General features: G+C 69.0%; 4 protein-coding genes. All 4 read right to left on the bottom strand.

The annotated features are described in order from the left end of the window. Positions 1 to 9,573: malectin domain-containing carbohydrate-binding protein (locus BLT43_RS13935; protein ID WP_090113776.1), on the bottom strand; the 9,573-nt coding region annotated here is incomplete at its 3' end. Positions 9,574 to 10,541: 968 nt separating this feature from the next. Beyond that, positions 10,542 to 11,852, bottom strand: a complete 1,311-nt coding sequence (locus tag BLT43_RS13930; RefSeq protein WP_090113775.1) for a TRAP transporter large permease — start codon at positions 11,850 to 11,852, stop codon at positions 10,542 to 10,544. Next, the gene (locus BLT43_RS13925; RefSeq protein ID WP_090113773.1) at positions 11,852 to 12,388 is read right to left on the bottom strand and encodes a TRAP transporter small permease; all 537 of its coding nucleotides are present in this window, start codon (positions 12,386 to 12,388) and stop codon (positions 11,852 to 11,854) included. Before BLT43_RS13925 ends, BLT43_RS13930 begins: the two co-directional genes overlap by 1 nt. Positions 12,389 to 12,441: 53 nt before the next feature. Further along, the gene (locus tag BLT43_RS13920; protein ID WP_090113772.1) at positions 12,442 to 13,413 is read right to left on the bottom strand and encodes a TRAP transporter substrate-binding protein; all 972 of its coding nucleotides are present in this window, start codon (positions 13,411 to 13,413) and stop codon (positions 12,442 to 12,444) included. Positions 13,414 to 13,587: the final 174 nt, after the last annotated feature.

Raw genomic sequence — 13,587 nt, 5'->3', positions numbered from 1 at the left:
CACGGAGGTCGCCTCGCCGGTCGTGGCGGTGACACCGGCGATCGTCCCGCCGATGGTCGGCGCGTCGTTGGCATCGGTCACCGGCAGCGCCAGCGGGTCCGAGGTCGCATCGACATCGCCGCCGACGTCGGGGTCGTTCACCTGCACCGAGACGCCGAGCACCGGCGAGGTCTCGAAATCGAGCGCCGCACCGGCTTTGAGGTGCAGCTCCGGCCCGGTCGTGCCGTCGACGATCGTGAACAGGTCCGCGTTCGCGCCCGCGAGCGTCAGCGCGTTGGTGCCCTGCCCGTCATCCGTCACCACGATATCGGCCACGAAGGTCGTCCCGGCCGTCGTGTCGGCATTCTCGGGGATGGAGGCGATGACGTTCTGCAGGCTGACGGCGGTGGGCGCCTCGTTGACGTCCGAGACCGTGAGCGTGAAGCCGGCGGTCGCGTCGGGGGTGGCGCCGACGGCGGCGTCGTCGACATTGACGGTCACGTCGATCTGCGGCGCGGTCTCGAAGTCCAGAACGGCGCCTTGGGCGAGGTGCAGCTCCGGCCCGTTCGCGCCGTCGACGATGACGAAGAGACCCGCATCCGCGCCGGCGAGCGTCAGCTCGTTGCTGCCGATGCCGTCATCGACGACCGCGATATCGGCCAGCTTGACGCTGCCGGCGCTGGTGTCGGTGCCCTCCTGCAGGGTCAGGGTCGCCGGGCTCAGCGTGACCGCCGTGGGCGCGTCGTTCACCGGTTCGGGGCCCTGGACCACGAGGTAGTCCCAGTCGGCGGTGAAGCCCGGCGCACCGCCGAAATCGGTGATCGAGATGCCGTAAGCGAGGCCGCCCGTGCCATTGGTCAGCGGGTTGTTTCCGTCAAGCGCGGCCTGCAGGGATCCGTTCGGTGCAATGTCGCGCGTCGATGTGGCGATCGCGCCGATCTCGCTGCCGTCGGCGGCGAAGAAGGTCGCCACGCCCTGGACCGTGGCCGCCACCTTGTCGATCGCGACCGAGAAGACCACGTCCTGCGCCAGCGTCACGTCGATGCTGCCCGAGGATGTCAGGATGTTCTCCTCCTTCGCGCCGGTCAGGCTGTCCTCCTGCGCCAGCTGCACGCGCGGGGTGGAGTTGAAGCCGCCGAGCACGAACTTGACGTAGTCGTCGACCCCCCCGGCGCCGAAGGTGATGCCGAAGGATGCGTAGCTGCTCGGCACCGGGCCGCCGAAGAAGGGATTGGCGACCTTGGCCTCGATCGTGAAGCTGTCGACGCCGGTGACGTCGACGGCCGACTGGTAGTTGTCCTTGATCGCGTTCTGCACCTCGTTGTTGCCGGTGCCGAACAGGTCGTTGTTCGAGGAGGTGACGCTCAGCGCGCCGCCGGCGACCGAGACGTTGGCTTCGGTCGTGCGGTCGCCATAGGGATCGGTGGCCGACGTGCCGGCCGGATCGAAGAGCGGGTTGACGACGATCCCCGAGAACCCGGCCTCGGCGCTGAACGGATCCGACGTCTCGGTGTCGAAGTCCTGGCGGAAGCTCACGCCCTCGGCCAGCACCTTGCCCGCGCCGTTGCCGCCGTCATAGGCGAAGGGGTCGTCGATGTTCAGGATGCCGTCGCCGTCGATATCCGCCGGGTCGACCCCGTCGTCGTCGGTCAGCGTGACCGTGGCCTCGGCATCGGCGATGGTGACGGTGGCGCCCGCGGCCACGGCATCGTCGATCGAGACGGTGAAGGTCTCCGTACCCTCGTCGGCCTCGTCGCCGGTCAGGGTGATCTGCGCGGTCACGCTCGTCTGGCCGGCCGGGATCGTGATCGTCTGGGCGGTGACGGCGGTGTAGTCCTCGCCCGCCGTGGCGGTGCCCGCCCCGGTCGAGAAGGTGATCGTCATGTCGGTGTCGGTGTTGCCCGCCCGGCTGAAGACGACATCCGCCGTGCCGGCCTCCTCCGACACGGTGACATCCGCGACCGAGACGCTGACCGCGGACGGATCGGCGGGCAGTTCGAACAGCGCCAGACCGTTGATCTTGGCGTTGTCGATGCCCCCGACGGCGGCGTTCGCGTTCAGCTCGATGGTGATCGCGCCGTCGACGACGGTGGCGAGGGTCTGGACCTTGTAGATGCCCTCCACCTCCGGGGTGGCCGGGTCGTCGAAGCCGACCTCGGCGACGATGTCGAGATCGTCCTCGAGCAGCTCGGTGCCGTTCAGCGTGACATCGAATTTCCGCTTGTTCGCGGCGTTCTGGTAGAGTTCGGCGAAGTAGAGCTCGAGCACGTATTGCTCGCCATCCACCAGCGGCGTGCCGTCACCCTTGGTGGTCAGCGTGTAGGTCAGCAGCTTGGCGTAACGCTCGGTCTCGTAGATCGTGCCGTCGAAGGCGGCGGTGTCGCCGTTGGGATCGTTGGCATTGTCGTCGGTGTAGGTCTGCGACTCGCTGAAGCCGGTATCGGCGGCGAAGTCGATGCCCTCGATGGCATCGTTCACGATCGCGCCGGCCGTGCCGGCATTGATGGCGATGACGAGGTCGCCCTTCTGCAGTTCGGGGTCCATGGGGTCGTCCTCTGTCACTGTGCCGCTCGCGGAGTCGGCGGCGGTGTCGACCACGATCGGAATTGCGGTGTCGGCGGAGGTGGCGCCGGTCAGGGTGACGCCGACGGTCGTGTCGCCGTCATTGATCTCGTCGTTCGGTGCGGGGACGATCAGCACCCCCGCGCCGTCGGTGAACTGGACCGACTGCGAGAACGAGGCGCCGCCCGTGTCGAACTGCACCTCCATGGTTCCGGTGAAGGCGTCGCTCGCGGCGAGGCCGAAGCTCAGCGTCGCGCCCTCGCCCTCCTCGACCGGCGCGGCATCGGTGATGGACAGCACGATGTCGCCCGTGGCGACCGGCGCGGTGACCAGCTTGAGCGTCGCGGTCGAAAGCGCGCCGCCCTGGTTGAGCCAGATCGTGTAGGTGCCGGCCGGCAGCGGCGCGGTGAACCCGTCCCCGAGGCCGTCCCCGTCGGTGTCGCGGAATTCGACGCCCTGCTCGCTGCCCTGGCCCAGCTCGTCGATCAGGTTGCCGTCCTGGGTCGTGCCGTTGGCCACGTCGCCGCTGTTGTAGATGTAGCCGCCGAGCATCTGGTCCGCGCCCTCGAACGTCACCGGATCGGTGGGCACGGTCGCGCTGTCGTTGATTCCGATGAAGGCCTGCGGCGTGCCGGTCTCCTCGGTCTCCCAGCCCTCCAGCACGATGCCGGTCAGCTCCTGGCCCTCGGCCACGGTGAAGGTGAAGTAGTCGCGATCGCGGCCGCCCGGCGCGTCATCGCCCTGCTGGCTGGCGACGATCACGGTCTCGCCCGCCGCCAGCGTGCCGATGTCGGTCGGCGCCAGCCGGTCATCCGAGAAGTCGTCCGCGGCGACGGCCACGCCGTTCACGGCGTCGCTCGGCGGCCCGTCGCCGCCCTCGACGTATTGCGGCGACGACAGGCGCAGGAAGTCCCAGCTCGCCTCGAAGCTGGTGAAGCTGCCGGCGGGCTGGCTGTTGTCGGAGGACGTCACCCCCACATGCGTGGGCGTGTCGGCCGTTGTCAGGTTCAGAAGGACCTCGCTCGGCAGCGGGACCGGCGCGGCGGTCGCGAAGCCCGCGGTCGCGACCGGGCGGACCCCGCCGATGATCGCGCCCGCGGCGTCGAACAGCGTCACGTACTGGCCGATCGTTCCCGCCGCCTTGTCGACGACGAGGCTCATCTCGACCCGGGCCACGTCGAACAGGCCGTTGCCGCCGGTGAGCATCGCGGCGATGGTCACCTTCTGGTCGACGACGTTGCCCTTGGTCCACATCTGCGCGCCGGTGCCGCCCGCGACGCCGCCCCAGACCAGCTTCACCATCTCGCCCGCGACCTGCGTGCCGGTCCCCAGGACGATGCCCTGCTGGACGAAGTTCGGCACCACGCCGTCGGTGACGCCCTGCGAGGTCAGGAGCGCCTCGGTGAAGGGGTTCTCGAAGCTCGTGGTGAGGTAGATCTCGTTCAGCGCCGGGTCGCTGAGATCGACGGTCTTGGTGAAGTCGCTCAGGCTGCCGCCTGTGGTCCCGTCATTGATGTCGCCCTCGTCGGTCTGGACGACGAGCCGGCCGTTCTCGACCTCGCTCTTGCTCTCGTCCACGGGCTTGTTGCCGAGCGTGCCGTCGAAGCCGCCGGCGGCGATCGCCTCGCCGCCCGGCCCCTCGAAGTCGAGCTCGAAGATGGTGGTTCCGACCGGGGCCTGCAGGCCGCTGTCGCTCGCCGCGATCGTCACGGTCGCGCTGCCGTTCGCGATGACGGCGCTGCCGGTGGCGTTGGACAGGATCACCGAAAGCGTCTCGGCCGGCTCCTCCTCCGCGTCGTCGACGATCGGCAGGGTGACGGTCTTGCTGGCCTCGCCCGGGGCGAAGCTGACCGACCCGGCCGACAGCGCCCCGACATCGGCCGCGTCGGCGGTGCCGTCGAGGCTCAGCGCCAGATCGACGCTGGTGGTCTCGGACAGGTCGCCCGTGCGGGTGACGGTGATCGTCGCGGTCCCGCCCTCGGCGACGATCACGTCCTCGACCGAGAGGCTGGGCACGGCGCCGGGCTCGACCGCCTCGTAGACGACGATCGCGGAATAGCCCGGCTGGCCCGCGCTGGCATCGTCCACCAGCACCTGGATCGTGCCGTCGGTGACGGTCACCGCCTTGCGGATGAAGCTGGGCCTGTCGACGCCACCGCCCGCGGTGAAGGCGTCGTAATCGTCGCCGAAGACCACGCCGTTGACGGTGAAGTCGCCTACGCGCTGCAGCGCCGACGTCGCGAAGAGCTCGGCGAAGTGCAGCTCCACCACGTAGGTGCCGTTGGCGAAGCCCCCGAAGGTCGAGGTCCAGCTGGCGGCGGCGCTGTCGCGATAGGTGTGGTAGGCCGACCCGTCGAGATCGATCCCGCCGGCATTCGACCCGCTGCTGCCGCTCTGGCCGTCGACATTGGCGTTCTGCGACGGCTTGGGCGAGCTGTGATAGGCGTCGCTGTCGGCCTCGAAGGTCACGAAGTTGCCGAAGGCATCCTTGATGATCGTGTCGGTCAGCGCGCCGCCGTAGCGGTCATCGTCGTCGACGCCGCTGATCGAGTCGGGGTCGAGATCGCCGGGCGTCTGGTCCGCCGTGCCAATGTTGATCGCGCGCACCACGAGACCCCGATCGAGCGCGTCGAGGTTCGACTGGACCACGAAGCCGCCCGACGCCGCGGGCGTGCCGTTGCCGGCCGCGTCGTTGAAGGCGCCGGCCAGGAGGCTGATCGTGCCGGTCGTGCCGTTGGTCCAGCTGTCGTTCTGCGGCGTGACCTCGAATGCGAGCGTCGCGGTCTTGCCGTCGTTCGACAGCGTCACGACCGGGTCGGCCACCGAAGCGGGCTGGTAGCCCGAGAACTGCAGCACGGCGCCGGTCAGCCCGGTGAAATCGGCCGCCTCGAACCCGGTCTCGTCGGTCACCACCACGGTCGCGGTGCGCGTCCCGTCGGTGACGCTCTGCGGGTTCTCGAGGCTGATGGAATCGATCACCGGGGCGGTCGCGTCGACCGGCACGAAGCTGCCGCCGACGCTCCAGACCACGAGGCCGGAGAGCTTGTTCTGGTTGACGTCGCCGTCGCCGGCGCCGATCGCCGGCATGTCGATGTTCAGGACGCCGTCGGTGACCTCGACCTCGAAGCTCTTGACGATCTGCTTGCCGCCGCCGCCCGCCTCGGCATGGATGTCGAGGTTGGTGATGACCTCGGTCCCCTCGATCTCGACATCGAAGATGCGCTGCCCGTCGCCGTTGGCCGGCCCATTGCTGCCGGGAAATCCGAAATAGATCTCGGCGAAGATTAGGTCCACGAGATAGGTGCCGTCCGGCACCGCGATCTCGTAGCTGAAGGCGCCGGCATTCGAGCGCTCGGTGGCCAGGATCGCGTCGAGATCGGTGTCCGGGAAGTCATGGCCCTGCGCCGCCGCGTTGGTGTAGGCCTTCGTCGAGCCCGGCGTGGTGAAGCCGTTGCCGTCCACGGCGCCGCCCTCGTCGCCCTGGAAGGTCAGCACGGTGTCGCGCAGCGTCCCGACCTTGTTGCCGAAGCCGCCGGCATCGACCGCGACGACCGGGCTCAGCGGCGCGCGCGAAGTGATGCGCAGCCCGTCGGCCGTATCGGTGAAGTCGAAGTAGGCGGCGCCATCGGTGGCGTCGAAGTTCTCGCCCGAGAAGTCCTCGCCGTCGAGCGTGAAGGTCCTGTCGTTGATCGTGAGGATCGCCGAGCCCTCGGCATAGGACACGCTGTCGATGTCGGCGGAGGAGAAGCCCTCGATCAGGATGGCGTCGTCGCGCGAGAAATCGGTGACCGTGTCGCCGTCCAGATCGTCGAGCGAGCCGCTGACGACGTCGTTGCCCTCCCCGGTGGTGATGGTGTTGCTGCCGGAGCCGACCTTGATCCTGTTCGACGCCGCGTTCGCCGTGAGCGTGAAGTCCGCATCAGAGCCGGAACCGTCGAAGTTCTCGATGTCGGCCGGCAGCGCCCCGAGCTGGGTGTCGGTGCCGTCGTAGATCACGGTGTCCGTGCCGTCGGTGCCGACGGCGCCCTGCACCTCGCCGGCGCTGCCGGCGGCGATCTCGTTGCCGAAGGCCTCGACGCGAATGGCGTCGATGTCGACGGCCGTGAAGCTGGTGGCGCTGCCCTTCTCGGCGACGATGCCGATCGCGGCGCCCGAGGTGAGCGTCGGGCCGGTGCCGTCGCTGATCGTGTGGGTGCCGTCGAGGACCTGCTGCAGCACGCCCTCGGGCAGCGAGGCGTTCAGCGGCACCTCGGTGAAGCCCGGCTGGCCGTCCACCTTGTAGCGCGCGAGGATGTCGTAGGCGCCGCCGATATCGGCGATCTCGAGCTGCAGCGTCACCTTCTTCTGGTTCAGCGTGCCGTCGCCCACCAGCAGCGCGTCGATGAAGGCCTGGTCGTCGACCGTAGCCAGCACGGCGTAGCTGTCATCCGTCTCGATCCCGACCTCGAGCCCGAGCGTGCCGCCCTCGGCGCCCACGTCGCCGAAGACGAACCGGACGAAGTTGGACTGGGTGCCGTCGCCGAAGGTCAGGCCGGTCACGCGGCCCTGGCCGTCGAACTGGTCGACCGCCCAGTTGAACACCTCGACCTCGGCCACGAGGCGCTTCACGTCCTCGTCGATCCTGACGCCGGTGTGCAGGCCGTCGCGCAGCGTGTTGGCGCCGTTCAGGGCGCTGCCGGCGGCCACCTCCTTGATCTGCAGGATCGGCGCGTTGCCGCCCGGGATGATGTTCCCGGCATTGTCGAACAGGCCGTCCTCCTGGTCGGCCGGGCCGAAGCCGTCGGCGGCGCTCTTCGCGTCGCGGTTCGGGGTGACGCCGTCGAGCGCCGCGCCCATCAGGCCGGTGTCGCCGATGGTGCCGGAGAACTCCGGCGTCGCCGCGAGATCGACCTGGCTGAAGTTGATCTCCATCCGCTCGCCGGCGGCCAGCGCGATGCCGTTGTCGGCATCGAACTCGAACGGATCGTTCAGGTGGTCGACCCCGTCGAGATCATGGTCGGTGGGGTCGCTCGGCTCCTGGCCGGCATAGACCGGAAGCAGCGCGTTGCTCTCCGGGTTGCCCGGCTGCAGAACCTCGATGACGGGGCCGTTCTGCTTGTAGATCGCGCCCCAGACCGAGCCGCGGAAGGCCTCGTTGCCGCCATGCGGCACGAGGTCGTCGCCGATCGAGGCCAGCCCCAGCGGCGCGCCGCCGGACGGGACGAACACGCGGTCGGCGGCGATGGTGCGGCCGGAGGTGGTGGTGGTCTGCACCACGCCGTCGCCGTCGCGCCCGATGACGTAGTACTGCCCCTGGTTCAACGACGCGGCGAAGAGCGCGCCCTTCATGCTGACGCCGGTGCCCTCGAAGATGTCGGAGGTGTACTCGGCGAGCCCGTTGACCGAGCCCTTGCCGGTGTCGACCGACCCGTCGGTATAGCCGGCCTCGCGGTAGTCGCCCTCGATCGCGTTCACCGCGTGCACGATCTCCTCGACATCGGCGGGCAGGCCGATGGGGCCGTTCGGATCCTCCTGCAGCGAGTAGACGCCCGGGCTGGTCGGGCGGCCGGTCGCGCCGGCCCCGCCGAAGCCCGCGGCGAAGCTGTCGGCGTAGCGGACGCCGGGATCGACGGCGACGACGGTGGCGTTGATGAAGGCGTCCGAGTAGCCGATCGCGCTGAGCCAGTCGACGACCTCGAGGAAGTCGCTCGTGCCGTTCTTGTCGACGTTCGACACCATCAGCTTCGCGTTGCCGACGCCGGATTGCGGCGTGTAGAGGATGCCGGCCCGCGCGCCCTCGGCCCGCGTCGGGTTCGGATGGCCGCCATAGACCAGCTGCAAGGCGCCGTGGTCGGGGTGGTCCCAGGTGTAGAGCGACGCGCCGCCCTCCCCGGCGGACAGACTCCGCCCGTTGAGGTCGTCGGAGCGGGTCACTTCATGGAGCTGGTCCCAGTTCTGCGGGTCGAAATTGCCGAAGATCTCGTTGTTGTCCTCGACGTAGAGGTTGGTGGCGATGTAGCCCGGCGGCGTGCCGGTCTCGGCCTCGGTGGAGTTGGTGTCGCCGTCCTGGTCCTCGCCGGCGGGGCGGCCGCCCCAGTTGTTGTTGGCGCCGTTGTCGTAGGTCCAGACCCGGCCGTCCTCCGTGACTTCGACGTCGTAGGCGTTGCGATAGCCGGCGGAATAGATCTGGACCGGGCCGTCGGCGATCAGCTTGGCGCTGTTGAGACCGTCATTGCCGCCGAACGGATCGGCGGCGTCGGTCTCGCCGGCCCGGATGGGGTCGTTCAGCGTCGGCATGTCGTAGACGTATTTGCGGCCCGAGGCCGCATCCGTGTTGACGGGCATGCCGGCCAGCTCGGTCAGGTCGACCTCGAGGATCGCCGCCGAGTAGGGCTGCTCCTGCTGCCCGGCGAAGTTGTTGGACGGGGCGCCGGTGTTGGCGTTGCCGCCATTGGCGACGATCAGCCGCTCGGAGACCAGCTTGCCGTCCACCACCTCCTGGATCACCTCGAGGCCGTTCGTCGCGTGGTTCTCCTCGGAGCGCGCCAGGCCGCGGACCAGGTCGATGGCCTCCCAGCTTCCGTCGGGCTGCTGGACCAGCTTCGTGATCATGCCCGAATTGGTGTCGAGGCCGGCGTCGTTGCCGCCGCCGCCCGCGCCGATCCGGCTGTCGGAGGAGGTGACGTACATCACCACGGCCGGCTTGCCGCTGGCCAGCATCACCGGGTCGCCATTGGCATCGTACTGCTGGGTGACGTCGATGCCGGTGACCTGCCGCTTGCTCGAGCCGAGCGAAGTCCCGTCATCGTTGAAATTGGGGATCGTCTTGACCAGGTCCACGTCCTCGGCATCGGTCACGTGGAAGCTGGCGGTGGGGTCGGCGTCGTTGGGATCCTTGTCGCCGAACGCGACCGTCAGGACCTTGATGTCGCCGTCCTGCTCGGTGACGTAGAGCCGGCCGTCCGGCCCCCAGACCAATGCGGTCGGGCTGCCGATATTGGTCTTGCCGTTGAGGTCCAGTTCGCTCGCGGTGAAATCATTCGTTACAGCCATGCGCCATCGAATTCGTCCTAGGACGAACCTCCCTGTTCGCGAAACCGGGCGGCCTCGCGTCAATTAAATCCACAAGCGGAATTCCCTCGGCAGCCCGGCTGGGGCCGACGGGACGGAACGCTGCTTTTCAGAGATGACCGGCCATTTTCGCACGATGGGCGTGCCGGGCCGGGCCGATCTTCACTTGCTCTCCGCGCGAGAGGCCTTCCGAAGCTAGGCCCCTGTGTACACGCGCCTGAGAGACACCTCGCCGCCGACGCGGATCGCGCCGGTCGCAGGCTGCGTTGCCGGACGGCCCGGCGGGCGCAACCGCGCCGCCGGACCGAGGGATGCTGCGTAACCCATCATCATGTCTGGGATATTCAGAAGGTTCGACAGGGACGGGAGCCGGCTTCGACCAGGAGGGGCGCTTGCGCGGATACCCGTTCTCACCCTGTCATTTTCGAGCCACTCATGAACTGTCCCTCTCGGTCTACCGAGCCGTGCCGATGGCACCAGAGGCGGTCTCAACATTGTCAAACTCCACCCGAAAAATCTCACGACCCCTTGGAGCCTCCCCGCCGGGTCGTGCCGCCTCTCCTGAGCCGGAGGCCGTCGCCCCGTAGGGTTGATCGGCCATTCACCAAAACTGCCCAGAAGTGCAAATGGGGTCAATAAAACAAAGGGTGTAAGTAAATTATTTACCTTTCTCCGGCCGAATTGCGGAAATGCGATGAAACCCAATGGATTTCACGGCCGCTGACGAATGACCGCGTTTTGCCGCCACCTGAACGGTTTGCCGCTGCGCTGAATGGCTTTTCCGGGAGGGCGGGACCTTTGCGCCCGGCAGGCGCACGCCGTCACCCCGCCCCTGCCCGACCGCACCCTCGCGGGAAGGCGGGCCGACCTGCGCGGCGGGCGGCCGCCCGCCGCCGACGGGCCTTGCAACCCAGAGTAGCCGGTCAGCCGAAGCGGCCGACCGGCCGCCCTCACATCAGGTCCGGCGCGACCCAGCGCGGGAAGGCCAGCACCAGCTCGGGAAACAGGATGCAGGCCAGCAGCACCCCGAGCATCGCCAGCAGGTAAAGCGTCGTCGCCCCCATCGCCGAAAGCATGGGGATGCCGCCGATCCGCGCCGCGATCAGCAGGCACAGCCCGTAGGGCGGCGTCACCAGGCCGAAGGCCAGCGCCATCACCCCGACGATCCCGAAATGCACCGGGTGGACCCCGGCCTCCAGCGCCATCGGCAGCAGCAGCGGCGCGAGGATCGCGGTGGCGGGCAGCGCGTCCATGAAGGTGCCGACCAGCAGGATCACCGCCGCCGCGAACAGCAGCACCAGCGTCGGGTCGCTGACCGAGACCAGCCCCATCAGCAGCGGCGGCAGCTTGTAGAAGGAGATCAGGTAGCCGAACACCGAGGCCCCCACCAGCGAGAACAGCGACAGCGCCGAGAGCCGCGCCGTGTCGGAAGTGGCGCGCGCCACGCCGCGCAGGTCGAGCGTGCGGTAGACCGCGAAGCCCAGCACCAAGGCCACCAGAACCGCGATCACCGCCGCCTCGGTCGGCGAGAACCACCCGAAGCGGATGCCCCCCACAACGGCCAGCGGAATGCTCAGCGCCAGGAGCCCGTCGCGGCTGGTCGAGAGGATCTCGGCGGCGCCGGCCGGTTCCCGCACCGGCACCTCGTGGCGGCGCGACAACAGCGCGCTCACCGCCATCAGCGCCAGCCCGATCAGCAGGCCCGGCACGATCCCGGCGAAGAACAGCCCGCCGATCGAGGTGTTGGTGATCGCACCCCAGACGATCATGGTGATCGAGGGCGGGATGACGTTGCCGATCACCGATGAGGTCGCGGTCACCGCGACCGACAGGCTGGCCGGGTAGCCTTCGCGCTTCATCGCCGGGATCAGCACCGTGCCCACCCCCGCCGCGTCGGCGGTGGAGGAGCCCGAGACGCCGCCGAACAGCACCGAGACGAAGATGTTGACCTGCGCCAGCGCGCCGCGGAACCGGCCCAGCAGCGCCAGCGCGAAGGCGATCAGCCGGTCGGTGACCCGCGCGGCGTTGATCACGTTGCCGGCCAGCAGGAACAGCGGCACCGCCAGCAGCACGAAGCTGTCCATGCCGTAATACATGCGCTGCATCAGGATCCACGGCACCAGCCGCGGATCGAGCCAGACCACCAGCGCGCTCGCGGCGATCAGCGCGAAGGCGATCGGGATGCCGAAGGCGATCAGGAGCCCGAGCGCGGCGAAGAGAAGCCCCGGCAGGACACCGGCGGCAAGATCGAGTGGCAGCATCAGCCGTCTCCCTGCGTGGTCGCGGCGACCCCGGCGCGCGCCCGGCCCGGCCGCACCCCGTGCAGAGCCATGGCCAGGAGCCGCTCGGCCAAAAACAGCAGCATCAGCCCGCCCAGCACCGCGAAGCCCATGTAGATCCAGATCATCGGCAGGCCGGTGACCATGGCGGTGCGGCGCAGACCGGAGAGGCCGAACTCCCAGCCGTATACGACGAAGAGCAGCCCGATCGCGGCCAGCGCGAGGTCGCGCAGCACCAGCAGCGCCCGGCCCAGCCGCCGCTCCGGCCCGACGATCTCGAGCACGAAGTGGTCGTCGGCCGCGACGCCGAGCGCGGCGCCGGCCAGCACCAGCCACTGGAAGGAGAAGCGCGACAGCTCCTCGGTCCAGTAGGCCTGCGGCAGCATGGCCAGGTTGCGGGCGAGGATCTGGTAGAGGATGGCGAGAAAGAAGAAGACGATCAGCCCGAAGCACAGGCCCGACAGCGCGCGCCGAAGCGCCGCGTTGCAGGCCCCGAGGGCGGCGAGGATGGATCTCATGGCGGGGGCTCCCGACCGGGGCCGGCCCGGCGCGCGCCGGGCCGGCGCGGCCGTCACTGCACGGACTTGATGCGCGCGACGAGACCCGAGAGCCCCATCTCCTCGACCACCGGCGCCACCGCCGGCTCGACCGTGCCGATCATCTCGGCCTTGTCGAGATCGTAGGTCATGGCGCCTTCGGTCTTCAGCGTCTCGAGGCTCTCGGCGTCGAGCCCGAGCTGCAGTTCGCGCGCATAGGCCGAGGCCTCGGCGGCGGCGGTCGCGACCGCCTCCTGCTGCGCCGGGTCGAGCGCGTCCCAGGTCGCGCCCGACATGGTCAGCGGCCGAACGGTGATGTCATGGCCGCTTAGGCCGATATGCGGCGCGACCTCGTGGAAGCGCATCCGCAGGATCCATTCCGGCTCGTTCAGAAGCCCGTCGATCGCGCCGAGCTGCAGCCCGGTGTAGATTTCCTGGTAGTTGTAGACCGCCGGCTGCACGCCGAGCGAGGACCAGGCCGCGAGCAGCGGCTTGGTCGGGTTGGTGCGCAGCTTCAGCCCGTCGAGCGCGGCCAGCGTCTCGACCGGCTCGGTGCTGACCACGTGGCGCTGGCCGCCGCCGAAATAGCCCAGCACCTTCACGCCGGTCTCGGCATGGATCGCCTCGCCGATCTCGGCGCCGGCCTCGCCGGTCAGGACCGCCTCCCAATGCGCGGTGTCGCGGTAGAGGAAGGGGATCGAGAAGACGTTCGCCGTCGGCGCGAAATCGGTGATGTTCTGCGGCGCCAGTACCAGCAGGTCGAGCGCCCCGGCCATCTGCTGCTCGAACATGTCGCCCTCGCCGCCGAGCGCGGCATTGGCGAAGATCTCGACCGTGATCTCGCCGTCGGTCAGCGCGCTCAGCCGCTCCGCGAAGCGCTCCGCGCCGAGATGGTAGGCGGTGTCCTCGGTGCCGATATGGCCGAAGCGAAGCTCCAGCGCCTGCGCGGCGCCGGCGGCCCCGGTGAGGGCCAGTGCGGAAGCGAGAATGGTCGGTAGGGCGCGCATGTCATTCCTCCCAGATGCGTGCTCGTAAGCGGGTCCGCCCGCTTTTGGAACGTTCCATTTAGAACGTTCCAAATAGATCTCCGATGCCGTGCCGCCTGTCAACGAAAAAGGGACGCGACGTCATGCCGTCGTATCGCGGAGGGCGGTTTTCGCCGGCGGCCCGGCTGCATCCGC

This window comes from Limimaricola pyoseonensis (assembly GCF_900102015.1).
Taxonomy (GTDB): Bacteria; Pseudomonadota; Alphaproteobacteria; order Rhodobacterales; family Rhodobacteraceae; genus Limimaricola; species Limimaricola pyoseonensis.
This window is presented reverse-complemented; position numbering and strand designations above follow the sequence as displayed.

Bases quoted from the DNA above. Each gene is read 5' to 3' on its own strand.
- BLT43_RS13920 (WP_090113772.1), bottom strand. From the start codon at position 13,413: ATGCGCGCCCTACCGACCATTCTCGCTTCCGCACTGGCCCTCACCGGG.
- BLT43_RS13930 (WP_090113775.1), bottom strand. From the start codon at position 11,852: ATGCTGCCACTCGATCTTGCCGCCGGTGTCCTGCCGGGGCTTCTCTTC.
- BLT43_RS13925 (WP_090113773.1), bottom strand. From the start codon at position 12,388: ATGAGATCCATCCTCGCCGCCCTCGGGGCCTGCAACGCGGCGCTTCGG.